General features: G+C 69.0%; 21 protein-coding genes and 1 tRNA gene. 6 read left to right on the forward strand and 16 right to left on the reverse strand.

Annotated elements, in window-relative coordinates; translation table 11 throughout:
• Positions 1–26: 26 nt before the first annotated feature.
• The 5 genes from AB0K11_RS06685 to AB0K11_RS06705 form a co-directional block, all read right to left on the reverse strand.
• Entirely contained in the window at positions 27–683 is a 657-nt protein-coding gene (locus AB0K11_RS06685) for an L-threonylcarbamoyladenylate synthase (protein ID WP_364973877.1), read from the reverse strand.
• 13 nt (positions 684–696) lie between these two features.
• The gene (gene prmC, locus AB0K11_RS06690; RefSeq protein WP_364973880.1) at positions 697–1,542 is read right to left on the reverse strand and encodes a peptide chain release factor N(5)-glutamine methyltransferase; all 846 of its coding nucleotides are present in this window, start codon (positions 1,540–1,542) and stop codon (positions 697–699) included.
• Positions 1,539–2,609 (reverse strand): peptide chain release factor 1, encoded by a 1,071-nt coding sequence (prfA, locus tag AB0K11_RS06695; RefSeq protein ID WP_364973883.1) that lies wholly within the window; start codon positions 2,607–2,609, stop codon positions 1,539–1,541. The genes prmC and prfA overlap by 4 nt, the downstream gene beginning before the upstream one ends.
• An 87-nt stretch (positions 2,610–2,696) precedes the next feature.
• Positions 2,697–2,936: a 50S ribosomal protein L31 gene (gene rpmE, locus AB0K11_RS06700; protein WP_364973886.1), complete on the reverse strand. Its 240-nt coding sequence runs from the start codon at positions 2,934–2,936 to the stop codon at positions 2,697–2,699.
• Positions 2,937–3,052: 116 nt separating this feature from the next.
• Entirely contained in the window at positions 3,053–3,676 is a 624-nt protein-coding gene (locus tag AB0K11_RS06705; RefSeq protein WP_364973889.1) for a maleylpyruvate isomerase family mycothiol-dependent enzyme, read from the reverse strand.
• Positions 3,677–3,743: 67 nt separating this feature from the next.
• Here AB0K11_RS06705 and AB0K11_RS06710 point away from each other — a divergent pair, with 67 nt between their 5' ends.
• A complete protein-coding gene (locus tag AB0K11_RS06710) occupies positions 3,744–4,178 on the forward strand; it encodes a MarR family transcriptional regulator (protein ID WP_364973892.1) in 435 nt (144 codons plus the stop codon).
• Here AB0K11_RS06710 and fadD1 read toward each other — a convergent pair.
• Positions 4,159–5,757 carry a fatty-acid--CoA ligase FadD1 gene (fadD1, locus tag AB0K11_RS06715; protein ID WP_364973894.1) on the reverse strand — a complete coding sequence of 533 codons (1,599 nt, stop codon included), beginning with the start codon at positions 5,755–5,757 and terminating at the stop codon, positions 4,159–4,161. The genes AB0K11_RS06710 and fadD1 overlap by 20 nt on opposite strands.
• Before the next feature lie 153 nt (positions 5,758–5,910).
• Between fadD1 and AB0K11_RS06720 the strand changes: the two genes are divergently transcribed.
• On the forward strand, positions 5,911–6,516 hold the full coding sequence (locus AB0K11_RS06720) for a helix-turn-helix domain-containing protein (RefSeq protein WP_364973896.1): 606 nt from the start codon (positions 5,911–5,913) through the stop codon (positions 6,514–6,516).
• On the opposite strand, the gene AB0K11_RS06725 is transcribed toward AB0K11_RS06720, so the two are convergent.
• The 8 genes from AB0K11_RS06725 to argS form a co-directional block, all read right to left on the reverse strand.
• The gene (locus tag AB0K11_RS06725) at positions 6,477–7,100 is read right to left on the reverse strand and encodes a PadR family transcriptional regulator (RefSeq protein WP_364973899.1); all 624 of its coding nucleotides are present in this window, start codon (positions 7,098–7,100) and stop codon (positions 6,477–6,479) included. The genes AB0K11_RS06720 and AB0K11_RS06725 overlap by 40 nt on opposite strands.
• On the reverse strand, positions 7,100–7,825 hold the full coding sequence (locus AB0K11_RS06730) for a glyoxalase (RefSeq protein WP_364973901.1): 726 nt from the start codon (positions 7,823–7,825) through the stop codon (positions 7,100–7,102). Before AB0K11_RS06730 ends, AB0K11_RS06725 begins: the two co-directional genes overlap by 1 nt.
• Positions 7,826–7,912: 87 nt before the next feature.
• Positions 7,913–10,102 (reverse strand): transcription termination factor Rho, encoded by a 2,190-nt coding sequence (rho, locus tag AB0K11_RS06735; protein WP_364973904.1) that lies wholly within the window; start codon positions 10,100–10,102, stop codon positions 7,913–7,915.
• A gap of 280 nt (positions 10,103–10,382) precedes the next feature.
• Positions 10,383–11,327 (reverse strand): homoserine kinase, encoded by a 945-nt coding sequence (gene thrB, locus AB0K11_RS06740; protein WP_364973906.1) that lies wholly within the window; start codon positions 11,325–11,327, stop codon positions 10,383–10,385.
• Between the two features lie 14 nt (positions 11,328–11,341).
• A complete protein-coding gene (gene thrC, locus AB0K11_RS06745) occupies positions 11,342–12,424 on the reverse strand; it encodes a threonine synthase (protein WP_364973909.1) in 1,083 nt (360 codons plus the stop codon).
• The gene (locus tag AB0K11_RS06750; protein WP_364973912.1) at positions 12,421–13,743 is read right to left on the reverse strand and encodes a homoserine dehydrogenase; all 1,323 of its coding nucleotides are present in this window, start codon (positions 13,741–13,743) and stop codon (positions 12,421–12,423) included. Before AB0K11_RS06750 ends, thrC begins: the two co-directional genes overlap by 4 nt.
• Positions 13,740–15,161 (reverse strand): diaminopimelate decarboxylase, encoded by a 1,422-nt coding sequence (gene lysA, locus AB0K11_RS06755; protein WP_364973914.1) that lies wholly within the window; start codon positions 15,159–15,161, stop codon positions 13,740–13,742. The genes AB0K11_RS06750 and lysA overlap by 4 nt, the downstream gene beginning before the upstream one ends.
• The gene (argS, locus tag AB0K11_RS06760; RefSeq protein ID WP_364973916.1) at positions 15,158–16,810 is read right to left on the reverse strand and encodes an arginine--tRNA ligase; all 1,653 of its coding nucleotides are present in this window, start codon (positions 16,808–16,810) and stop codon (positions 15,158–15,160) included. The genes lysA and argS overlap by 4 nt, the downstream gene beginning before the upstream one ends.
• 183 nt (positions 16,811–16,993) lie before the next feature.
• Between argS and AB0K11_RS06765 the strand changes: the two genes are divergently transcribed.
• From AB0K11_RS06765 to AB0K11_RS06775, 3 genes are all read left to right on the forward strand, one after another.
• Positions 16,994–17,066: transfer RNA gene (locus AB0K11_RS06765), tRNA-Arg, on the forward strand.
• Positions 17,067–17,439: 373 nt separating this feature from the next.
• On the forward strand, positions 17,440–18,228 hold the full coding sequence (locus tag AB0K11_RS06770; RefSeq protein WP_364973918.1) for a peptidoglycan-binding protein: 789 nt from the start codon (positions 17,440–17,442) through the stop codon (positions 18,226–18,228).
• 32 nt (positions 18,229–18,260) lie between these two features.
• A complete protein-coding gene (locus tag AB0K11_RS06775) occupies positions 18,261–20,792 on the forward strand; it encodes a M50 family metallopeptidase (RefSeq protein ID WP_364973920.1) in 2,532 nt (843 codons plus the stop codon).
• Positions 20,793–20,858: 66 nt separating this feature from the next.
• Here the strand turns inward: AB0K11_RS06775 and AB0K11_RS06780 are convergent, their stop codons facing one another.
• Positions 20,859–22,586 carry a PE-PPE domain-containing protein gene (locus AB0K11_RS06780; protein WP_364973922.1) on the reverse strand — a complete coding sequence of 576 codons (1,728 nt, stop codon included), beginning with the start codon at positions 22,584–22,586 and terminating at the stop codon, positions 20,859–20,861.
• 73 nt (positions 22,587–22,659) lie between these two features.
• The gene (locus tag AB0K11_RS06785) at positions 22,660–23,082 is read right to left on the reverse strand and encodes a nitroreductase family deazaflavin-dependent oxidoreductase (RefSeq protein WP_364973925.1); all 423 of its coding nucleotides are present in this window, start codon (positions 23,080–23,082) and stop codon (positions 22,660–22,662) included.
• A 198-nt stretch (positions 23,083–23,280) separates the two neighbouring features.
• Between AB0K11_RS06785 and AB0K11_RS06790 the strand changes: the two genes are divergently transcribed.
• Positions 23,281–23,979, forward strand: coding sequence for a hypothetical protein (locus AB0K11_RS06790; protein ID WP_364973927.1), 699 nt, complete (start codon positions 23,281–23,283; stop codon positions 23,977–23,979).
• Positions 23,980–23,984: the final 5 nt, after the last annotated feature.

Genomic DNA, 23,984 nt, shown 5'->3' on the forward strand with positions numbered 1-23,984 from the left:
CGCCACCGTACTGCAACCGCGCGGGCTCACTCGGTGAGCAGGCTCTCGGTGTTCACCCCGAGGACCTCGGCGATCGACTCCGCGCTGACCGGCCCGACGCGCAGGATGCGCGGGTGGGCGCCGGTGAGGTCGACGATGGTGGAGGCCGACTGCTGGGCCGACGGGCCGGCGTCGAGGTACACCTCCACCTGGTCGCCGAGCTGGGCCCGCGCGTCGGCGGCCGTCACCGCGGCGGGCCGGCCGGAGATGTTGGCGCTCGACACGGCCATCGGGCCGACCTCGCGCAGCAGTTCGATGGCCACCGGGTGCAGCGGCATCCGCAGCATCACGGTGCCGTCGGCGTCGCCGAGGTCCCAGGCCAGCGACGGTGCCTGCCGCACGACGAGGCTCAGCGCGCCCGGCCAGAACGCCCGGATGAGTTCGCGGGCCGTGCGCGGCACCGTGTACACCAACCCGTCGATGGTGTGCCAGGAGCCGACGAGCACCGGCACCGGCATGTCGCGTCCGCGGCCCTTGGCGGCCAGCAGGGCGGCGACCGCGGAGCTGTCGAAGGCGTTGGCGCCGATGCCGTAGACGGTGTCGGTGGGCAGCACCACCAGTGCGCCGCCCTTGAGTGCGCTGACCGCCGAGGCGATCCCGGTGTCTCGCTCGTCGGGGTCGGTGCAGTCGAAGTATCCGGTCATGTCGTGCACTCGATCATGTGGTGGGCCTCCGGATCGCGGTGACGAAGCGCGGCCGCCCGGCGAGATCCCGGTGCGCGGCCGCGTCGGTGAAAGTGCCGTGGTCGGTGAACGCCGCGACGGTTTCCGCCGAGGTGGTGTCGTCGTGTTCGATGCCGCACCGCCCGCCGGGCCGCAGCAGCCGCGCCGCCACCCCGACGATCGGCCGGATCACCGCCATGCCGTCGGATCCGCCGAAGAGCGCGTGCGCGGGATCGTGGTCGGCGACCTCGGGCTCGAGCACCGCCCCGTCGGGGATGTACGGCGGGTTGGCGACCAGAAGGTCGACGCGACCGTCGAGGTCCGGCAGCAGGCCCGGGGCCGTCACGTCGGCGCGCACCACCTCGACGGCGGTGCCTGCCACGTTCTGAGCGGCATAACCGAGGGCCGCCTCGCTGTCGTCGACGGCCACCACCCGGGCGTCCGGCCGGACCCGCGCGAGCGCGAGTGCCAGGGCACCGGATCCGGTGCACAGGTCCACGATCACCGGGCGGTCACCGAGCGGCTGGGCCAGCGCCCATTCGAGCAGCGACTCCGTCTCGGGCCGCGGGATGAACACGCCGGGGCCGACGCGAACCTGCACGGGCCCGAACGCCGCCGTGCCGAGCAGGTGCTGCAGGGGTATCCGCCGGCTGCGGGCGGCGACCAGCTCGCGGTAGCGCTGCAGGACACCGTCGGCGGGGGTGTCGATCAGGGCCAGCCGGCCGCGGTCGGTTCCGGCGGCCTCGGCGGCGAGATCCATCGCATCGACGCGCGGGGAACCGATGCCGGCCGCAGCGAGCGTCGCCGCGGCCTCGTCGATCGCCTCACGCATGCGCGTCATGCCTTGTTGAGTCGGGCCTGCTTGTCGGCGGCGGCGAGCGCGTCGAACAGCGCGTCGAGGTCGCCGTCGAGCACCTGGTCGAGGTTGTGCGCCTTGAAGTTGATCCGATGGTCGGCGATGCGGTTCTCGGGGTAGTTGTACGTCCGGATGCGCTCGCTGCGGTCGACGGTGCGGATCTGGCTGGCCCGGTCGGCCGACGCGTCGGCCGACGCCTGCTCCTCTGCGACCGCCTGCAGGCGCGCGGCCAGCACCTGCATGGCCCGCGCCTTGTTCTGCAGCTGGGACCGCTCGTTCTGGCAGGTGACGACGATGCCGGTGGGCAGGTGGGTGATCCGCACCGCCGAGTCGGTGGTGTTGACGCCCTGACCGCCCTTGCCGGACGAGCGGTAGACGTCGATGCGCAGATCGGACTCGTCGATCTGCACCTGTTCGACCTCTTCGGGCTCGGGGTAGACCAGGATGCCCGCGGCCGACGTGTGCACCCGACCCTGCGATTCGGTGACGGGCACCCGTTGCACCCGGTGCACACCGCCTTCGAACTTGAGCCTCGACCAGACGCCGTCGGCCGAATCGCCCTTGCTGCGGATCGAGAGGGTGGCGTCCTTATAGCCGCCGAGGTCCGAGGTGGTCTCGTCGAGCAGGGTGACGGTCCAGCCGTGCCGTTCGGCGTAGCGGATGTACATCCGGGCCAGGTCCGCGGCGAACAGGGCCGACTCCTCGCCGCCCTCACCCGATTTCACCTCGAGGACGATGTCGTCGGCATCGTGTGGATCGCGGGGGGCCAGCAGGTCGGACAGCTGGGTCTCCAGCGCGTCGACGCTGGCGGCGAGTTCGGGCACCTCGGCAGCGAACGAATCGTCGTCGGCGGCCAGTTCGCGGGCGGCCTCCAGGTCACCCCGGGCGGCCTCCAGTTTGCGGTGCGTGGCGACGATGGGCGCGAGCTGCGCGAAGCGCCGGCCGGCCCTGCGGGCCCGCGCGGCGTCGGCGTGCAGCGCGGGATCGGACAGCTGGCGCTCCAGGTCTGCGTGTTCGGCGATCAGCGCGTCGACCGCGGTGGGTGCGCTCATGTGTGCCGATCTCCTCTCTCACGTCCCCGTAACGCAACCGACGCCCGGCCTGCGCTGACAGCGACAGAACGGGCGTCGGAAGGGCAGCTACTTGTCGGCGGCCTTCTTCTCCGCGGCACCGGCGCGCTTGCCATAGCGCTTCTCGAAGCGGGCGACACGACCACCGCTGTCGAGGATCTTCTGCTTGCCGGTGTAGAAGGGATGGCACTGAGAGCAGACCTCGACCACGATCTGGCCACTGCCCTTGGTGCTGCGAGTCTGGAACGAGTTGCCACAGCCGCACTGGACGGTGGTCTCGACGTATTCGGGGTGAATTCCCGTCTTCATTGGTGTCCTCTTCATTCGTTGGCCGCCGGGTCGCCTGCCATTGACCTGGTAGATCAGGCGTGAACCGGAACCGAGGGTGACTAGCGGTCGATTATGCCAGGTCAGCCGCCAACCTCCTAAACACCGGCGGAGGCTGCCGCTATTCCTTGGCCGGACAGGCCGGGCAGGCCCGCGCGCCGGCCCGAGAGCACCAGCAGGATGTCGCGGATCGGTCCCCGCACCTGCGCGCCGTCACCCACCTGGAAGTCGGCGTCGGTGGCGGTGAACTCGACCCCGGCGAATCGCTTCCGCGCGTGCATCGGGAAGCCCATGTCCCACACCCGCCGGGCCGCGACGACCGCGGCATCGGGCGGCATCGGGCGGTCGACGCCCAGCGGTACGGCGATGTCCTGACCATGCACCAGCGCGTCCATCAGCGGGTCGGCCACGGCGGTGCCCGGTGGCCGCCGCCGGCTGCCCGCCATGGCACGCAGCGTCGCGACGATCTCCTCGGGCGTGCTGGGATCCTCGCGCGCGACACGGTGCACCATCGCGTTGAAGCGGAAGCCGGAGCGCAGCACCTCGCGGACCAGGCGGTGCCAGGGCGCGCCGGACTGGGTGATGTGCACGGCGACGTCACGGACGGTCCATCCCGCACACAGTGACGGTGTCGCCCACCGGTCGGCGTCGAGCGTCTCGAGGAGGTCGGCCAGGGAGGACCGCTCGGAGTCGATGTGATGCCAGATCTTGTCGGTGTTCACGACGCGCCTCCCTTGTAGTCAGGTTACCTGACTAAAGTAGTCAGGAACCCGTACTAAAGTCAACGGGGTGACTGAAGCGCCCAATACCGCGACCCTGCTTTTCATCGCGCATCGCGCTGCCGAGACGCAGATCTTCCAGGCGCTGCGGGCCGCGGGCTTCGACGACCTGACGGTGGCGCAATGTCGAATCGTGCAGAGGTTGAGCTCGAACGGCATCCGTGTCACCGAACTCGCCGAGCAGGCGCAGGTGACCAAGCAGACCGCGGGAGCGTTGATCGATGAACTCGAGCGGAGCGGTTACGTCGTGCGCAGACCCGATCCGGCCGATGCGAGGGCACGCCTGGTGACGCTCAGCGCCAGAGGCGGAGCACTGTGTGCGGCGGCAGCCGCCGAGGTCGCCAAGGTGGAGGCCGAATGGCGCACCCACGTCGGCCCGGAAGCCTACGAACAGTTGCGCGGGATGCTGATGTCGCTGCGCGAGATCACCGATCCGTACCGCTGACCGCCGGCTGACCGTGTGCCGCGTATCCGGTCCCGGATCGCTTCCAGACCACCCTGCCTCGCGGATCCGTCCCACGGGCCACCAGTTCGCGCTTGAGGATCTTGTTGGTGGCCGTGCTGGGCAGGTCGTCGGCGATCCACAGGTAGCGGGGCCACGCCTTCGGCGACAGGTCGAGCTGGGCGGCGAGGAACGTCTCGAACTCCGCCGGTGTCAGCGTCGCGCCGTCCTGCAGCACCACCGCGGCCATCACCTGGTCGCCGACGAGGTCATCGGGCACCGGATACACCGCGACTCTGTTGATCACCTCCAGCCGCAACAAGATCCGCTCGATCGGCGCCGACGTCAGGTTCTCGCCGTCGACGCGCATCCAGTCGGCCGTGCGGCCCGCCAGGTAGATCCAGCCGTCGGCGTCCCGGTAGGCCAGGTCCCCTGACCAGTACATCCCGTGGCGCATCCGGTCCGCCGTTGCGTCAGGATCGTTGTAGTAGCCGCGGAACAGCCCGCTGCCCGCGGTGTTGACCAGCTCCCCCACCGCGTCGTCGGCGTTGACCAGCGCACCGGTGGCGTCGAACTCGGCCACCGCGCACTCCTGCAGGGTCTCGGAGTCGTAGATCGCCACGCCGGGGAAGCCGCGGCCGATGGACCCCGATGGGCAGTCGTCGGGCCGGGTGATGATCACCGCGGTCTCGGTGGAGCCGAACCCGTCCCAGACCGTGCATCCGAAGCGCCGGCCGAAGGCTTCGATGTCGCGATCGGCGGCCTCGTTTCCGAAGGCGATACGCAACGGGTTGTCATGGTCGTCCGGTTGCTCGGTGGTGGCCAGGATGTAGGCCAGCGGCTTGCCGACGTAGTTCATGTAGGTGACGCCGTAGCGGCGGATGTCGGCGAGGAATCGTGACGCCGAGAAGGACGCCGGCGCCATCGCCGCCCCTGCGCCGACGGCGACGCTCCAGCCGGCGTACACGGCGTTGGAGTGGAACAGCGGCATCGCGAGGTAGCAGACGTCGTCCGGACCGAGTTCGTAGCGTTGCACCAGCGCGCTGCCGGCGAACAGCACCATCGAGTGCGGCACCTCGACGGCCTTGGGTTCGCCGCTGGTCCCCGAGGTGAAGATCATCATGAAGGTGTCGTCCGGCGCGACCTCGCGGTGCGGCGTCAGCGCGGGCGCTGCGACAAGACGTTGCGCCCACTCCGCGCTCGACGTGTCGAACACCGTGACACCGGGCAGTTCGAGGCCGTCCAGTAGGGGGCGGTGTTCGGCGTTGGTGAGCAGTATCTGGCAGTCCACCCGGGCGACGTCTCGGGCGAGTGCGTCGCCGCGTCGCGTGGTGTTCACACCGCACAGGACGTAACCGCCGAGCGCCGCGGCGGCCAGCGCGGTCAGCATGTCGGGGGTGTTGCCGAGCAGGACGCCGACGTGCAGCGGCCGCTGCGGATCGGCTGCGGCGATCAGTGCCGCCGCCTGGGTGGTCGCGTCGGCGATGTGCTCGCGCCAGGTCCAGCTGCGCTCGCCGTGGCGCACCGCGACCGTGTCGCGGTCGGCACGTTCGCGCAGGAGTTGCTGCAGGGTTTCGGTCATGCCCGGCCGCCTCGTCGAGTTGTGAACAGATTCGCAGAAGTGTCTACCATGGTTGTCTACCATTCCGGTGTCGCGGACCGTGCGCGGCACGTCACTTGGCAGAATGCATCCGACGCGGGCGGCTCCGCGGCAGATTGCGGAAGGGAACCACAGGTGACGGCGAGCACTCCTACCCCGACGGTGCGCGATCGGTTGATCGACGCCGCAGAGGAGTGTCTGCGCGCCAACGGCATTCGCGCGACGACGGTGTCGCAGGTCGCCGAACAGGCCGGCGTGTCGCGCGGCTGGCTGTACCGGCACTTCCCCGACAAGGTGTCGCTGCTCGGGGCCGCGATCGTTCGCCTCAACGACGCCTACTGGTCGCAGGCGCACGCGATGCTGGAGTCGGTCACCGGCCTCGACCGCCAGCTCGTGGCAGGCATCCGGCACGGCCGCACCGCCTACGACGACCCCGGCGCGCTCCTGATGAAGCTGCGGATCGACGAGCCCGAGGAGTTCGCGGCGTGCGCGGGCGCCGGTGTGGCGGGACTCGTTCCAGACCTCGCCGACTTCTGGTCCCGCTACCTCGTCGCCGCCCGCGACGCCGGCGAGATCCACGCCGAGACTGACATTGCCGAGGCATCGGAATGGATTGCGCGAGTGATTCTCTCGTTGGCCACCGTCCCGGGGAACACGCTCGACGCCGGCGATTCCGAAGCGATGCTCAGCCACGTCCGGCGCTATGTGATGCCCGGCCTGCGGTCCGATCCCGCGATCTGATCCTGATCCGGCCGAGCTTCGCCGTCGCCGTCCCCGTCGTCGTCGAAGGTGAACTGACCACCGGCGATGCGGGCGAGCATCTGCGCCGTCCAGTCCGAGGTGGCGGCGAACGATCCGCGCCACAGGTCCAGCAGATGCTGGGCGTGCGGCGGCTCGTCCGCGTCGGGCCACTGCGTCTTCATGTCCTGCAACTGATCGCCGATTGTTCGCGTGACACCCAGTTGCGCCTCGAGCAACTCGACGACCCGGCGCCTGGGCAGGAAACGCATGAAGGCGATGCCCGCACCGAACTCCTCGATGTCGGGACTGAGCAGGGCCGCCTCGAGCAACCGGTAGAACTCCTGCTCCCCGGCCGCCGTGACGCGGTACGCCAGGCGCGCCGGCCCGCGTGACGCCTCGGTGCGGCCTGCGTCCACCAGCAGTCCTTCGCGCGCCAGTTGTTTGACCGCGTGGTAGATCGACGGCGGCTTCACGCTCGTCCAGGTGTCCACCCGCCACGACGTCAGTTCCCGGTGCACGGCATAGCCGTGTGCGGCGCCGCGCATCCTCACGACGCCCAGTACGAGGAGCCGGACGGTCGACATCAGTCCGACAGCCAGCGTTCGAGCCGGGCGGCCGCGGCCAGGTCGTCGGCGAGCGCGGCACGGTCGGCCTGGGTCAGTGGCAGGGTATTCAGTTCGGCGTCGATCTCGTCGGCGCGCGCCCGGTCCCCGAGTGCGACAGCGACTTCTGCGCGGGCGGCCAACGCGCGGGCGACGTCACGCAGCGGCGCGTCGGCACGGTGACGGCGCAGCCCGGAGTCGAGCGCCCGGGCGGCCGCACGGGGATCGGTCTTGAAGTCGCGGAAGATCCGCGCGTTGTCGATCACCTTGGCCAGCCCGGTCAGCGCCGCCGAGCCGCCGTACTCGAGTTCGATGGGCTCGTCGCGGCTGATGAAGACCAGGCTGTTGCCGGACGGGTCGACCGCGGAGAACCGGGTCTGGCCCGGCCGGAAGTAGGTCATCCGCGGTCTGCCCGTTGCCGGCACCTTCCCGTAGTGGCCGCGCAGCGCGACGGTGAAGTCGCGGTGCAGCCCGGCCAGGGTGTCCTGGTCGTCGACCATCACCACGCAGCCACCGGAGCTCTCCTCGGCGGGGTCGAGGTTCTTCGGCGCTCCCACGTACTGGATCTCCAGTTCGGCGCGACGGAACCACAGCGACAGGTACGGACGGGTCTGGCTGTAGATCGTCTCGAAGCCGAGCGCAGTGAAGAACTCGACAGTCTGCTCGGGCGCGACGCAGGGCAGCATCGGGATCGTTGTGGTGGCCATGCCGCCAGACTACTCAACCCTGAGTACTGACGAGGGGCGAAGAAAAGCCCCCGCCGTTCGGGCGGGGGCTCTTCTGCTCAGCCATTGTCAGTCGTTGTCGACCGATCCCGGCGTGTTCTTGGAGACCTGCACCAGGAACTCGTAGTTGCTCTTCGTCTTGCGCAGCTGGCTCATCAGCAGGTCGATGGCCTGATGGCTGTCCAAACCGGACAGCACCCGGCGCAGCTTGTGCACGACGCCGAACTCGTCGGTCGACAGCAGCAGCTCGTCCTTGCGGGTGCCCGACGGGTTCACGTCGACCGCCGGGAACACCCGGCGCTCGGCGATCTTGCGGTCGAGCTTGAGCTCCGCGTTGCCGGTGCCCTTGAACTCCTCGAAGATCACCGTGTCACCGGTGGAGCCGGTCTCGACCATCGCGGTGGCGATGATCGTCAGCGAGCCGCCGAACTCGATGTTGCGGGCGGCGCCGAGGAAGCGCTTCGGCGGGTACAGCGCCGTGGAGTCCACACCACCGGACAGGATGCGACCCGAGGCCGGCGACGCGTTGTTGTACGCGCGGCCCAGGCGGGTGATCGAGTCCAGCAGCACGACGACGTCCTTGCCCTGCTCCACGAGCCGCTTGGCCCGCTCGATCGCCAGCTCGGCGGCCTGGGTGTGGTCTGACGGCGGCCGGTCGAAGGTCGAGGCGATCACCTCGCCCACCACCGAACGCTGCATGTCGGTGACCTCTTCGGGCCGTTCGTCGACGAGCACCACCATCAGGTGGCATTCCGGGTTGTTGACCGTGATCGCGTTGGCGATGTCCTGCATGATCGTGGTCTTACCGGCCTTGGGCGGCGAGACGATCAGGGCGCGCTGGCCCTTGCCGATCGGCATGATCAGGTCGATGACGCGGGTGGTCAACCGGTCCGGGGTGGTCTCCAGACGCAACCGCTGATTCGGGTACAGCGGCGTCAGCTTGTTGAAGTCGGGCCGCTTCCTGGCGTCCTCGACCGGGCCGCCGTTGACGCTGTCCAGGCGCACCAGCGGGTTGAACTTCTGCCGCTGATTCTGGTTGCCGCCGTCACCACCCTCTTTGGCCACCCGCACGGCACCGGTCACCGCGTCACCGCGGCGCAGGCCGTTCTTGCGCACCATGTTCATCGACACGTAGACGTCGTTGGGGCCGGCCAGGTAGCCGGAGGTCCGCACGAAGGCGTAGTTGTCGAGCACGTCGAGGATGCCCGCCACGGGCTGCACGACGTCGTCGTCACGCAGTTCGGTGTCACCGCCACCGCCGCCGGCGCCCTCGGCGCCTCGTTCCCCACGGCGCCGGCGATCGCGGAACCGGCGGCCACGCCTGCCACCGCGTTCGTCGTCGTCGTTGTCGTCGTTGCGGTTGTCGTTGTTCCGGTTGTCGGCGTTGCGGTTGTCGGCGTTGCGGTTGTCGTTGTTGCGGTTGTCCGCATTCCGATTGCCGCCGCGGTTGTCCGCATTGCGGTTGTCACCACGATTACCGCCGCCGTCGCCACGATTGCCGCCGTCGCCACGGTTTCCGCCGTCGCCACGGTTTCCGCCGTCGCCGCGGTTGCCGCCGTCACCACGATTGCCGCCGTCGCCACGGTTCTCCGCGTTGCGGTTGCCGCCACGGTTCTGGTCACCCTGGTCGCCATCGGACTTGTTGTCGCGCTTGCGTTCCTGGGTCGCGTCGGCCGACGCCTTGTCGCGGTCGTCGCGCCTGTCGCGCGCCTTCTCGCCGTCGGCGGTCTCGGTTTCCTGGCTCTTCACCGCGGACTCCGCCTGCGCGGGCTTGTCCTCGGTCTTGACGTCGCCGTCGCTCTCCGCGGCCGGCTGCTGCGGCTCGCCGTCGACGGGCGCACCGGCGCGGCGGGAGGCACCCCGCCGTTCGCGGCGGGGCCGCTGCTGCTGAGGCGCTTCCCCCTCGGCCGGAGCCGTCTCGGCGCTGTGGCCGTTGGCCTGCCCGGTGTCGGCCTGCTGGCCGCCGTTCTGCTGCTCGCGACGGGCGCGGATGGCGGCGACGAGGTCGCCCTTGCGCATGCCGGAGGCGCCTTCGACGCCGATCTGCCTGGCCAGGGCCCGCAGTTCGGGAAGCACCATGGTGCTCAGCGACGCCGACCGGTCACCCGACGCCACGTCGGCTGTGGGCGCCGTCTCCGCCGCCGACGTGGCGGCGGGGGCGCCGGCAGCCGGTGCGGGGGTGTTGTCTGAGGTCACAGTGTCGGACAGTGCGCCGTTCTCGGCGCCGCCGCCAGCTGTGAAGAGGTCCGTATCAGTCACGGATTTCCTTTCTTCCCTCGCTCGCTATCGCATCTCGCAAGGGGTCATCTGCATTCAGCGGATTCGCTGAACGCGAAGGTCCCACCGCCGCCTGTGCAACGGTGATCGCCGGAATTCGCCGCCCGACTGCGAGTCGTCAATCCACGAGTGGAATTTCGAGAGAATGAGTGGTCGTCCTAGTGTCGGCGCAGGCAGAGACGCTGCGATTGCTGGACGAGAGCGAGAATAGCCCCCTTCTCAGCCGGAAGCAAGAACGTGGCCTTTCGAAAGGTCCGGCATGTCAGCTCCTGACAGGAACGCCGGACGTCCAGCTCACCCCACGGCCGACCGCCATCTTCTCGACGGTGAACCCGTGTGCGGCGCCGTACTCGTGGACGGCCGCCGGAAGAACAGACTCGGTGCTCAGGCCCAAAACCGATGGTCCCGCCCCGGAAAGCACGGCTGGAACACCACAACGGCGCAACAGCTGGAGATATTCCGCCGAGGCCGGCATGGCCGGGCCACGCTGAGGCTGGTGCAGGACGTCTTCTGTCGCGGCCATCAGCAGGTCGGGCCGGTCGGTGAGCGCGACCACCAACAACGCCGCACGGCTCACGTTGAACCGGGCGTCGGTGTGATCGACCTGCTCGGGTAGCAGCACGCGGGTCTCCGCCGTCGACGACCGCTGCTGGGGAATGGCGGGGAACAAATGAATGCCGGGGTGCAGGCGCAGCGAGGCCGCGGCGTAGCGCCGCGAACCGGGGTCCACCTCCGTCCACGACACCACGGCGCCACCCAGCACGGCGGCCGCCGCGTTGTCCGGATGCCCCTCGAACTCCGACGACAGCTGGATCAGCCGGTCCTGTGTCATCGCCGTCGCGCCGGCCTGCACGATGAGTCCGTTGACCGCCGCGAGTCCGCCGACCACGGCCGCTGCCGAGGATCCCAGCCCGCGCGAATGCGGAATGTCGTTGCGGCACCGCACGATCAGACCCGGCGCGCGAAATCCCGTGGCACGCAGGCCCGCCTCGACGGCCCGCACCACCAGGTGCGTCTCGTCCAGCGCCACCTGGCCGGCGCCCTCCCCCTCCACCTCGACCGTCAGACCGGACTCGGTTGTCTCCAAGACGATTTCGTCGTAGAGATCGAGCGCCAGACCCAGGCTGTCGAAGCCGGGGCCGAGGTTCGCGCTGGACGCGGAAACCACCGACGTCGCGGTCAGCCCGACGGGCAGCGTATCGGTCACCGGCGATCGTCCCGTCAGCCCAGTTCCAGTTCCGCGACCACCGCGGCCGGGTCCACCGCGATCGCGGTGACCGGCGGCATCCCGCGAAGCGCAGTATCGGGATCCTTGAGGCCGTTGCCGGTGACCGTGCACACCACGGTGGATCCGCGACGCACCCAGCCGTCCTCGACCGACTTCAGCAGTCCCGCAACGCTGGCCGCCGATGCGGGCTCCACGAACACCCCTTCGGACTGCGCGATCAAGTGGTACGCCGTCAGGATCTCCTCGTCGGTGGCGGCGAGGAAACGGCCCTCGGACTGCTGTGCCGCCTCGACGGCCGACGTCCAGGAGGCAGGCGCCCCGATGCGGATCGCGGTGGCGATGGTCTCGGGGTTCTTCACCGGCTGACCGTGTACCAGTGGCGCGGCACCGGCCGCCTGGGTGCCCAGCATCCGGGGCAGCCGGTCGGCCAGGCCGTCACGGTGGTACTCGCTGTAGCCCTTCCAGTACGCGGTGATGTTGCCGGCGTTGCCCACCGGCAGCGCGTGCACGTCGGGCGCGTGGCCCAGCGCGTCCACGATCTCGAATGCGGCGGTCTTCTGACCCTCGATGCGATAGGGGTTCACCGAGTTGACCAGCGCGATCGCGGGATAGTCGCTGGTCAGCTTGCGCGCCAGTTCCAGGCAGTCGTCGAAGTTGCCGTCGACCTGAATGATCTTGGCGCCGTGCATGACCGCCTGGGCGAGCTTGCCCATCGCGATCTTGCCCTGCGGAATCAGCACCGCGCAGGTGATGCCCGCGCGGGCGGCGTAGGCGGCCGCGGACGCCGAGGTGTTGCCGGTCGACGCGCACAGCACCGCCTGCTGGCCGCGGGCCACCGAGTCGGTGACGGCGACGGTCATGCCGCGGTCCTTGAATGAGCCGGTGGGGTTGAGCCCTTCGACCTTGAGATGCACCGTGCACCCGGTCTGTTCGCTGAGCCGCCGGGCGTGGATCAGCGGTGTGCCGCCCTCGAGCAATGTGACGGGCGTCCAGTCGTCGCCGATGGGCAGGCGGTCGCGGTAGGCGGCGATCAGGCCCGGCCACGGCGTGTGCACCGCGTGAGAAGGTGCGCTCATTCGGTGAAGCCTTCCATCCGCAGGACACTGTTGATGCTCTGCACCACGTCGAGATCGCCGAGCGCGTCGACGGTCTCGGACAATGCGGCGTCGGTGGCCCGGTGGGTGACCACCACGATCCTCGCCCCGCAGGGCTTGCCACCCTCGTCGACCATTCCCTCCTGGCGAACCGAGGCGATGCTCACCTCGCGCTTGCCGAATTCCGCTGCGACCGCGGACAACACCCCGGGGCGGTCGGCGACGTTCATGTTGACGTAGTAGCGGGTCGGGATGAAGCCGATCGGCGACACCGGCAGTGCGGCGTACTTCGACTCGCGCGGACCGCGCCCGCCCTGCACGCGGTTGCGGGCGGCCATCACCAGGTCACCCATCACCGCCGACGCCGTCGGGGCGCCGCCGGCGCCCTGGCCGTAGAACATCAGCCGACCGGCCGCCTCGGCTTCCACCACGACGGCGTTGAAGGCGCCGTTCACGGTCGCCAGAGGATGACTCAGCGGGACGAGCGCCGGGTAGACGCGAGCCGAGACACGTTGCTGCCCCTCATCTGTGGTGAGTCGCTCACAGATGGCCAGCAGCTTGATGGTGCAGCCGAGTTCCTTGGCGGATTCGAAGTCCTCGGCGGTGACCGCGGTGATCCCTTCGCGGTAGACGTCGTCGGCGGTGAGCCTGGTGTGGAAGGCGATCGAGGCGAGGATGGCGGCCTTGGCCGCGGCGTCGTAGCCCTCGACGTCGGCGGTGGGATCGGCCTCCGCGTAGCCAAGCGCACTCGCGTCGGCCAGTGCGCTGTCGTAGTCCGCACCCGTCTCGTCCATCGCGGACAGGATGTAGTTGGTGGTGCCGTTGACGATGCCGGCCACCCGCAGCACGGTGTCGCCGGCCAGCGATTGCGTGAGCGGACGGATCACCGGTATCGCACCGGCCACCGCGGCCTCGAAGTAGAGGTCCACGCGGGCGGATTCGGCCGCCTGCGCGAGCTCACCGGTGGACTGCGCCATCAACGCCTTGTTGGCGGTGACCACGGACTTGCCTCGTTCCAGTGCGGCCAGGATCGCCTTGCGGGCCGGCTCGACCGGACCCATGAGTTCCACGACGATGTCGACGTCGTCGCGCGAGACGAGTGCCTCGACGTCGTCGGTGAGCAGGTCGACCGGCACGCCTCGATCTCCGGCGACCCGGCGCACGCCCACTCCTCGCAGCACCAGCGGGGCGCCGACGCGGGCAGCCAGGTCGGCGGCGCTCTGCTCGATGATGCGGACGACCTCGCTGCCGACGTTGCCCAGGCCCAGAACGGCTACGCCGACGGCTTTCTCACTACTCATGAACTCACTTCCAGACTCAACAGATCTTCGACCGTCTCCCGGCGCAGGATGAGCCGCGCCCTACCGTCGCGGACGGCCACCACGGCCGGCCGGGCCAGCATGTTGTACCGGCTCGACATCGAGTAGCAGTACGCGCCGGTCGCCGCCACGCCGACGAGGTCGCCCGGGGCGACGTCGTCGGACATCCAGGCGTCTCGCACGACGATGTCGCCGCTCTCGCAGTGCTTTCCGACCACCCGGCTGAGTGTCGGCGCAGCGTCGCTGATGCGCGAGATCAGCCGCACGTCGTACTCGGCCCCGTATAGCGACGTCCGGATGTTGTCGCTCATCCCGCCGTCGACGCTGACGTAACGGCGGTGTGCGGTCGCGCTGACCGCGACGTCCTTGGTGGTTCCGACCCGGTAGAGGGTGATGGTGCCGGGACCCGCGATCGCGCGGCCGGGCTCGACCACCAGACGGGGCGCGGGCAGTCCGACGGCGGCCGATTCCTCACCAACGATGGCCAGCAGCCTGTCGGCCAGCACCTTCATCGGCGGCGGATCGTCCTGCGGCAGATAGGAGATGCCGAGGCCGCCGCCGAGATCGACGGTGGCGATCTGCGCGGTCTTGTCGACGCCGAACTCGGCGACGACGTCGCGCAGCAGGCCGATCACCCGGTGCGCGGCGATCTCGAATCCGGCGACGTCGAAGATCTGCGATCCGATGTGGCTGTGCAGGCCGACCAGGCGCAGGTTGCCGGCCTGGAAAACCCGCCGCACCCCGGTCATGGCGGCTCCACTGGCCAGCGACAGCCCGAACTTCTGATCCTCGTGTGCGGTGGAGATGAACTCGTGGGTGTGGGCCTCCACACCAACGGTCACCCGAACGAGCACATCCTGGACGACGCCGTGTCGCCCGGCGATCTCGTCGAGGCGCTCGATCTCGATCATCGAGTCGACGACGACGTGCCCCACCCCGGCTGCAACGGCAGCGGTCAGTTCGTCGACGCTCTTGTTGTTGCCGTGCAACGCGATTCGCTCCGGCGGGAAGCCGGCGCGCAGCGCGACGGCGAGTTCGCCGCCGCTGCACACGTCCAGCGAGAGCCCCTCCTCGTCGATCCAGCGGGCGATCTCGCCGCACAGGAACGCCTTGGCGGCGTAGCGGACGTTGTCGCCGCCGCCGAACGCCGTGGCGATGTCGCGGCAGCGGGAGCGGAAGTCGTCCTCGTCGATCACGAACACCGGCGTGCCGAACTCTGCGGCGATGCCGGTGACGGGTACGCCCGCGATCGACACCACCCCGTCGGCACCGCGGACGGCGTTGCGCGGCCACACGTTCGGCGCCAACTCGAGCACATCGGCGGCCGCGAGCGGCGGCGGCGGCGTCCCGCCGTGGCGAACCTCTTCGGCGTGCCGTGGGCCTGCGGGGTGCGCCATCACATCCGCTCCGGGGCCGAGACGCCGAGGATGGCCAGACCGTTGGCCACCACCTGGCGCGTCGCGTCGCACAGCGCGAGCCGCGCGGCATGCAGGTCACCCGGCGCCTCGTCGCCCTGAGGCAGCACCCGGCACGAGTCGTAGAACCGGTGATAGTCGCCCGCCAGGTCTTCCAGGTAGCGGCACACCCGGTGCGGTTCCCGCAGCGCCGCAGCGGCATTGAGCACCCTCGGGAACTCGCCGAGGTTGCGGATCAGAGTGCCTTCCTTATCGTGCACGAGCAGTTCGAGGTGCTCGGTGCTCGCGACGAGGCCGAGGTCGGCCGCGTTGCGTGCCAGTGCCGAGAGCCGGGCATGCGCGTATTGCACGTAGTAGACCGGGTTCTCGCTGGACGCCGACGACCACAGTTCGAGGTCGATGTCGATCGGGGTGTCGACCGAGGACCGGATCAACGCATAGCGGGCGGCGTCGACGCCGATCGCCTCGACCAGGTCGTCGAGCGTGATGACGGTGCCTGCCCGCTTGCTCATCCGGACCGGTTGGCCGTCGCGCACCAGGTTGACCATCTGGCCGATCAGCACCTCGACGGTGTCCGGATCGTCGCCGAGTGCCGCCGCGGCGGCCTTGAGTCGGGCGATGTAGCCGTGGTGGTCTGCGCCGAGCATGTAGATGCACAGGTCGAAGCCGCGCTGGCGCTTGTCCAGGAAGTAGGCGAGATCACCGGCGATGTAGGCGGCGTTGCCGTCGCTCTTGATGACGACGCGGTCCTTGTCGTCGCCGAATTCGGTGGTGCGCAACCAGGTTGCGCCGTCCTTCTCGTAGATGTTGCCGGTGTCGCGGAGCTTGGCGATCGCCTGCTCGACGCGGCCGCTGGTGTGCATCGAGTCTTCGTGGGTGAACACGTCGAAGTCCGTGCCGAACTCGTGCAGCGACTTCTTGATGTGGGTGAACATCAGGTCGACACCGATGGCCCGGAACGTCTCGCGCGTCTGGTCGTCGGGGTACGTCAGCACCTCGGGATCCTTCTGCAGGATCTGGGCGGCGATGTCTGAGATGTAGCTGCCGGCGTAGCCGTCCTCCGGTGTCGGCTCGCCCTTGGCGGCGGCGACCAGCGAGTTGACGAACCGGTCGATCTGCGCGCCGTGGTCGTTGAAGTAGTACTCGCGCACCACCTCGGCGCCCTGGGTGGCCAGCAGCCGGCCCAGCGCGTCGCCCACGGCGGCCCACCGGGTTCCGCCGATGTGGATCGGGCCGGTGGGGTTGGCCGAGACGAACTCGAGGTTGACGTTCTGGCCCGCGAGCTCCGCGGAGTGCCCGTAGCCCTGACCGCCCTGCAGCGCGTTAGCGATGATGACGCCCTGCGCGGACGCCTCGATACGCAGGTTGACGAAGCCCGGACCCGCGACGTCCGCCGAGGCGATGCCGTCCCGGTCGGCCAGTGCGGTCGCCAGCCAGCCGGCCAGCTCGCGAGGGTTGGCGCCGACCTTCTTACCCAGCTGGAGGGCGATGTTGGTGGCGTAGTCGCCGTGCTCCGGATTGCGGGGGCGCTCGACGGTGACCGTGGCCGGCAGGGCGGAGGCGTCCAGGTCGTGCTCGGCCAGCACCGCGGCGGCGGTGGACTTGAGCAGCTCGGCGAGGTCGGCGGGTGTCACGGGGGTCCATCCTATGGTCTGGGGTGGTCACCGCCCGAATCGATTACTCCCCGCCGCGGGTGTGCGCGGATGGACTGCGACACGCCGCCGATCGCATACGTCGGCGCGTACTCGCCGAACAGCGGTTGGGAGTGGGCGACTCCCATGCGCTAATCTGTCTTGGCCCAACGGCGCATCGCGTGCGCCCCCGTAGCTCAGGGGATAGAGCGTCTGCCTCCGGAGCAGAAGGCCGCAGGTTCGAATCCTGCCGGGGGCACCCAGTCCACATCGGCTTTCCGTTCGCGTCGCTCCGAAACTCTCGGCGAGTCGACGCTCCGTCGCATCGCGCAACTCCGAGGCTGGGGCTTCTTCTTTCCCGACTCAACGGCGCATGACTGATTTGATTCAGCTAATTGGATACAGCGCACTCGTCGCACCGAAACGCATTTCTACATGCGCTGAACAACGCACAATCCGCCACCCGGGTTAATTAGCTCATTATCGCTTCTAGCTGCTCTATCGGAAAGATGTTGAAATTTCCGGCCATTTGTTCATTGATCTTGAGCGCGAATGGGTACGTCTCTCGGCACCATTCTGATGACCAGCAGATCCGGCGTCAGCAACGTCGGACACGGCGACGGGAGACCGCGATGAGTAGCCAGGGACTGACACCGGAGGAAATCGAGGCGGAGGTCGCCACGGCGCTTCCGGACAAAGAGGTCGTGACGATCCTCGACCTCAATGTCGACGTGGACGTGTTCATCGACGCCGCCGCGCCGATCGACCTGGCCGCGGCGGCACAACTCAACGTCGCAGCACCGCTCGAAGCTTCCGCAGCGGCCAACGTGTTGTCGCAGGACTCCGGCGCGCAGGCCGAGACCATCCAGACCGCATCGGTCAACCAGGTGCTGCTGGCCGATGCCTACGCGCAGGCCGACCAGTCCAGTGACATCGGCCAAGCGGATGAGGCCGACGGTGATCCCGCGCCGCCCCCGCCCGACGACGGTGGCACGGTCGAGGTCGGCGACCTCGCCACGCTCGAAGGCCCGCTGCTCAACGTCGATGTCAACGTCGACCTCGACACCGACTTGGCGGCACCGATCGCCGGCGCCGTCGCCGCCAACGCGAATGTGGCCGCGCCGATCGATGCGGCCGTCGCCGCGAACGTCGGTTCAACCAATTCGGACGCCATCGCGTTCTCCAACCAGGATGCGGTGATCAACCAGCGCCTCGAGGGTGTCGCCAGTGCGAACGCCGTTCAGGACTCCACCATCGACCAGGGCACCACACAGCCGGACACCACGGCCGACGACTCCACATCGGAAGACTCGAACAGCACCACAAGCGCTGGCACTTCTGGTGATTCGAGTGGTGGAACCGACGGCGGCGGGACGTCTGGTGGGGACAGTTCCGGCGGTAGCACCACCTCCAACGGCTGACGTCCCGCCCCGCTGACACGAGGAGCACCCAGGTGACCGCGACCACCGACGGCGCACGCCCGACACGGACGGCCCTTCGTCGCGCGGATGGTGTCGAGCTGATCGGGGAGATGGCGGGATCGGGATATCGGGTCCCGCCGTCCCTCGTTCGCCGCGCCGACGGGCAGACCATTCAGCTCACGCCACTGCTGTACGCGACGCTGCGGGAGATCGACGGTGACCGTCCTCCGGAGGAAGTGGCCGCCGCGGTATCCGCGTCGACGGGCCGGACCGTGAGCGAGGACAACGTCCTGCACTTCTGCGATCAGCAACTGCGGCCGCTGGGTCTGCTGGTCGGCGTGGACGGCTCCGAGCCCACCGTCGCCAAGCGGAACCCTCTCCTGGGCTTGCGGTTTCGCTATGCGGTCACCGACCCCGACCGCACCCGGCGGCTGACCGAACCGTTCCGGTTCCTGTTCCGGCCGGTGATGGTCTTGCCGGTGCTCGCGGCCTTCGCCGTTGTCTGTTGGTGGGTGTTCTTTCGCAAGGGACTTGCCGCGGCCGCGTATGACGCCTTCGAGCGGCCGGGGCTGCTGATCCTGGTCTTCGTCGTCACTGTGCTGTCGGCGGGATTTCACGAGTTCGGGCACGCGGCTGCCGCCAGATATGGCGGCGCCACACCCGGGGTCATGGGATTCGGGCTCTACCTGGTGTGGCCCGCGTTCTACACCGATGTCACCGATTCCTACCGCCTCGGTCGCGCCGGACGCCTGCGCACCGATCTCGGTGGGTTGTACTTCAACGCCATTGTGGCGGTGGCGATCACCGGTGTGTGGCTGGGACTGCGCTACGACGCGCTGCTGCTCGTCGTCGCGACCCAGATCATCCAGATGCTCCGTCAGCTCGCACCGCTGGTGAGATTCGACGGCTACCACGTCCTGGCGGACCTCACAGGCGTGCCGGACCTCTACGGCCGCATCAAGCCGACACTGCTCGGCGTATTGCCTTGGCGGTGGCGTGATCCGCAGGCACGGGCACTGAAGCCGTGGGCTCGAATCGTGGTGACCGTGTGGGTTCTGGTCGTCGTCCCGATGCTGATCGCCTCCCTCGCCGTGGCGGTCTACGCCCTGCCCCGTCTGATCGGCACCGCCTGGGCGAGCCTGAACAAGCAGCAGGACGTCTTCGCCGCGGCCTGGACCGACGGCGACTTCATCCAGGCCGCCGCCCGGGTGCTCGCCATGGTCGCGATAGCGATTCCGATGGCAGGAGTCATCTACCTGCTGATCCGGGTCATCCGCCAGATGGTCCAAGGCGTCCGGCACGCGACGAAGGGGAAGCCCGCGCTGCGCCTACTGGCGGTCGTCTGCGGCGCGGCCGTGGCGGCCGGAGTGGCCGTCACGTGGCTCGACCAGGAGAACTACCGGCCGATCCAGGCGAGTGAGCGCGGGACGATCGGTGACATCGCGTTCGCGCTCGGCGTCGATCGACTGGGCGAACCCCGAACCGTCACCGAGGCGCCGCAGCCGGTCGCGAGCAGCAGGCTCGTCCCCGGGGGACGGGGAGTCATCCAGGCGCTCTGGGACACCAGCACCCCGCCGCCGACCCAGAGCTCGCCACAACTCGCGGTCATCCTCGTCCCCAAGGCGGCGCCGACCGCGGTGGAGAGCAATGGCGGCGGCGGATACATCGCGAAACCTGCTGCTGCGCAGGCTGCCGACGAAGGCTGGGTGTTCCCGGTCGACAAGCCGCTGGCCCCGGACCCGGGTGACAACCAGGCCCTCGCCGTGAACACCACCGACGGCACGATGGAGTACGAGGCGGCGTTCGCCATGGTGTACGTCGAAGGATCGGAGGCGATGAACGTCAACGAGGCGCACGCCTACGCCTCGTGCAACTCCTGCGGCGCGGTCGCCGTCGCCTACCAGGTGGTGATCGTCATCGACGAGGACGCCACGGACGACAACGTCGCGGTGCCGCAGAATCTGGCCGGCGCGCTCAACTACGAATGCGTCAACTGCCTGACCTATGCGCTCGCACGGCAGCTGTTCGTCACATTGGACGAGCCGCTGTCGGAGGACGCCACCGCGAAGATCGACGCCGTCTGGAAACGAATCCAGGCCTACGAAGCGCAGATCGAGAAGGGCAAGGTGGACCCGGACGACATCGCCCCTCAACTCGACGCCTTCACCAACGAGATCAAGGCGATCATCGAGGCGGACCAGCCGGGAACCTTCCCGTCACCGACGTCGACCGCGCCGCCGACGACCACGGCGCCGAGTACGACGGTCGCCGCCACGACGTCAGCGCCGCCACCGTCGACCGAAGTGACCGAACCGACGGCCACGACGGGCGCCACCGCGCCCACCGAAACCGCCGTGGACGAGACGGCCACCAGTGCCCCTGCGGCGCCGGAGGATTCGGCCACTGCCGAACCGGCCACCGAGGCCCCGACCGGCACCGAGGACTCTTCGACCGACTCGACGTCGGACGCCAGGCAGGACGGTTCGGGCTCGGACAGCTCCACGTCGGATACCGGCGGATCAGGCAACACGTCAGGCGACACGTCGGGCAGCACGTCCGGGTAGCGGCGGCGCTCGTCACCGCCGGCCTTGATTGATGGGCGGACTACTCGGCGCCGGCGAGGCGGGCGGTCAAGCCGCTGCCTTGTCGTCGTTGGTTTCGGTGTCGTTCTTCTCGGCGTCGTTCTTCTCGGCGTCGTTCTTCTCGGCGTCCTTTTTGTCGCCGTCCCCGGCCTCTGCGTCCTTCTTGTCGCCGTCCTCCGTTTCCGCGTCCTTGTTCTCCTCGTCGCCGGGCGTGACGTCCTGCTTGTCACCGTCGCCCGGCGTGACGTCCTGCTTGTCACCGTCGCCCGGCGTGACGTCACCCTTGCCGACCACCTGGTCGCCCGACGGCGCCTGGGGCGTGATCGTCTTCTCGGGCACTGCGACCGGCTGAACAAGGGGCACCTCGGGTACCAGCTGAACCGCCGGCTTCTCGGTCACGATCTCGGCCTGCGCAACGTCCGAGACGACGGACACCTGGTCGACGACCTGCGGCACGGGAATCGGGGCGCCCCTCGGTGCCTCGACGAGATCAGGCACCAACCGGAGCTTCCCGAGCGCGTCCTCCGGCACCGGCGTCTCCTCGCTGGGAACCGTCTCGACGTCGGTCGGCGCCGGTGCCATGCGGAGCGTCGACAGCGGCTCCTGTGTCGTCGCCGGGTCGGCCGTGGCGTCCACACCGAAGTTGCCGAGGAAGGCCTCGATGCCCTGGATCGCTGCCGCGATCAGCTTCACGCCGACTTCGAGCCAGTTCTGATTCGGGTTGAACGGCAGGATCGACAGGCTCTGTGGCGTGTCGGGGTTGCCGCTCCAGTCGTAGCCGAGGTCGATGATCACCTTGGCCATCGGCGCCAGCAGGTCGACGAACGGTTTCACGAAAGGCTTGATGCCTGCCGAGTCGGCCAGACTCAGGATCAGGTCGGCGAGCGGCAGCGACTTCGCCGGGATCATGATGTACCGGTTGCCGTTGACGGGATCGCCGCCGCCGTAGCGGACGTTGGCCGGATCGGCGAGCGCCGCCTCCAGTTCCTCCTGCGTGTACCCGTAGGGCAGTGATCCACTGCCCGGGCGGTTCGGACCGGCCAGGTACTGACCGTGGACGGTGTCGAACGCAGCAAGCGCGTTCAGCACCGCGAGAGGGTTGCCCCAGTACTTCGGGGAGTACACCACCGGGTCGTACTCGAATCCGATGACGGTGGTCTTGATCCCGCTGTCCGTGATCATCGGCGGACCCAGCGTCGCGTCGAGCAGAGCCTGGGTGAGCAACGAGAACGGGCTGAGCCGCGGCCACAGCCCGCCGTCGGGATTGGCGATGCTGCCGATCATGACGACCTCGACACGCCCCTTCTGCTGGGCGTTCAGCCGCGTGGCCAATGCGCGCATCTCGTTGGAGACGACCTGGCCGCCCTGCGAGTAGCCGAAGATCACGAGTTGCTCGTCGTTGTCGGCGTTGTCGGCCAGCCACTCATTGACCTTCGCGTCGAGATCCTCGACGCCCTTCTCCACGGACACGTTCCACGTGTCGCAGCCATTCGCTCCGGATCGGCACCAGCCGGGGATCGGCAACGGCCAGAACGACGCGGGGTACTCGATGCTCTCGAGCGTGCAACTGCCGGGCTGACACGCGGTGTCGCCCAGGTAGTAGTCACGCACGTTCTCCATGTACGGGAGGTCGGCGACCGGGGTGCCGGTGCCCGGCACGATCAGGGCCGTGGCAGCAAGGCTGACCGCCGCGGTGACCGCCATCGCGGCGCCGAGGAAGACGGCACCCAGCACCCCTAGCAGGAACAACACGACGCTCCGCATTGCTTTACGCATGTGTCAACGATCACACACGCCGCGGCGCGACGATGGCGGATCCAGAATTTGCCGAGGCGGATTCCTCGGGTGACTACTCGACGATGAAGACCGGGATCTGCCGCGTCGTCTTGGTCTGGTACTCCGCGTACGGCGGATAGGCCTCGACGGCCAGCTTCCACCAGTGCTCGCGCTCTTCACCCTCGATCTCGCGCGCGGTGCCGGAGAACACCTTGTCGCCGTCCTGGACGGTCACCGCGGGGTTGGCCTTGACGTTGAAGTACCAGCTCGGGTGCTTGGGGTCGCCGCCCTTGGACGCCACCATGGCGTACTTGCCGTTCTCCTCGACGCGCATCAGCGGCACGTAGCGCTTCTTGCCGGACTGCGCGCCGGTCGTCGTGAAGAGGACGATCGCGCGGTCGAGGACCTCGACGCCGTCCGTGCTGCCCTGCGCCAAGATGCGCTCGGTCTGTTCGCGTACCCAGTCGGTGGGGCTCAGTTCCGGTTGATCGGTCACGGTTCACCCAACCACAGCCACCCCGTGGGCTATTCCGCGGGACACTTCGCACCACTCGACGAGCACAATGCGCAGAACCGGCTTATCGCACGCTGCGCGGGTTGTGAGCACAAGCGCGCCAACGCCATTCGCGCTCCCTAGCTTCGGATGTGACGCCGTCAGGAATCCCCCTGGAGGCCGACGATCGAGGAGCATCCCATGTCGACATACGACCCGAACACCCGCACCGAGAGCTGGTGGAACCCGCCTACCCGCCCCGCAGGGGTGTACCGCTTCGAACCGGCCGCCGCGACCGCGGCGCAGCCGACCCCGGCCCTCGCCGCACCACCGCCCTATGCGTGGTCTGCCGAGCCCGTCGCCGCCGAGTATCCGGCGCCCGCGCGGACGCCGCGTTCTCTTCGGCCGGCGGCCCTGATCGCCGGTGCCGGTGGGGTCGCGGCGGTCGCCGCCGCGCTGGCACTCGTCTTCGGCACACCCCACACCGCCACCGCCGCCCCGGCCCCCGCAGCACCAGCGCCGGCAGCGGCCGCCCAACCCGCTGCGCCACCCCCACCGCCTCCGGCACCGGCGCCCCCGCCGGCCCCCGCGGCCGCGCCCGCGATCCGGGCGGCGTCGGTGTCGTCGGCCCCGCCCCGCCGACAGGTCAGCCAGGCTGCGCAAGCGGACACGTCGTCCCATGAACCCGCACCTGCGCCGCCGAGCCCGCCCGATCCCTCGACACAGTTCCAGCAGCACGGATACCAGTGGCAGCCGTGGCATGACACCTCGCGGCCCGACTGGGACTGGCGTTCGTTCCGGTCACACTCCGACCATTCGCGCGACCGCTCGGACTTCCGGCACGACGACCACGACTCGTTCCGTGGCCACGACCGGCGATCCGGCGGACAGGACTCCTGACCACG

The sequence above is a fragment of the Mycobacterium sp. NPDC050551 genome, assembly GCF_040674075.1.
Lineage (GTDB): Bacteria > Actinomycetota > Actinomycetes > Mycobacteriales > Mycobacteriaceae > Mycobacterium.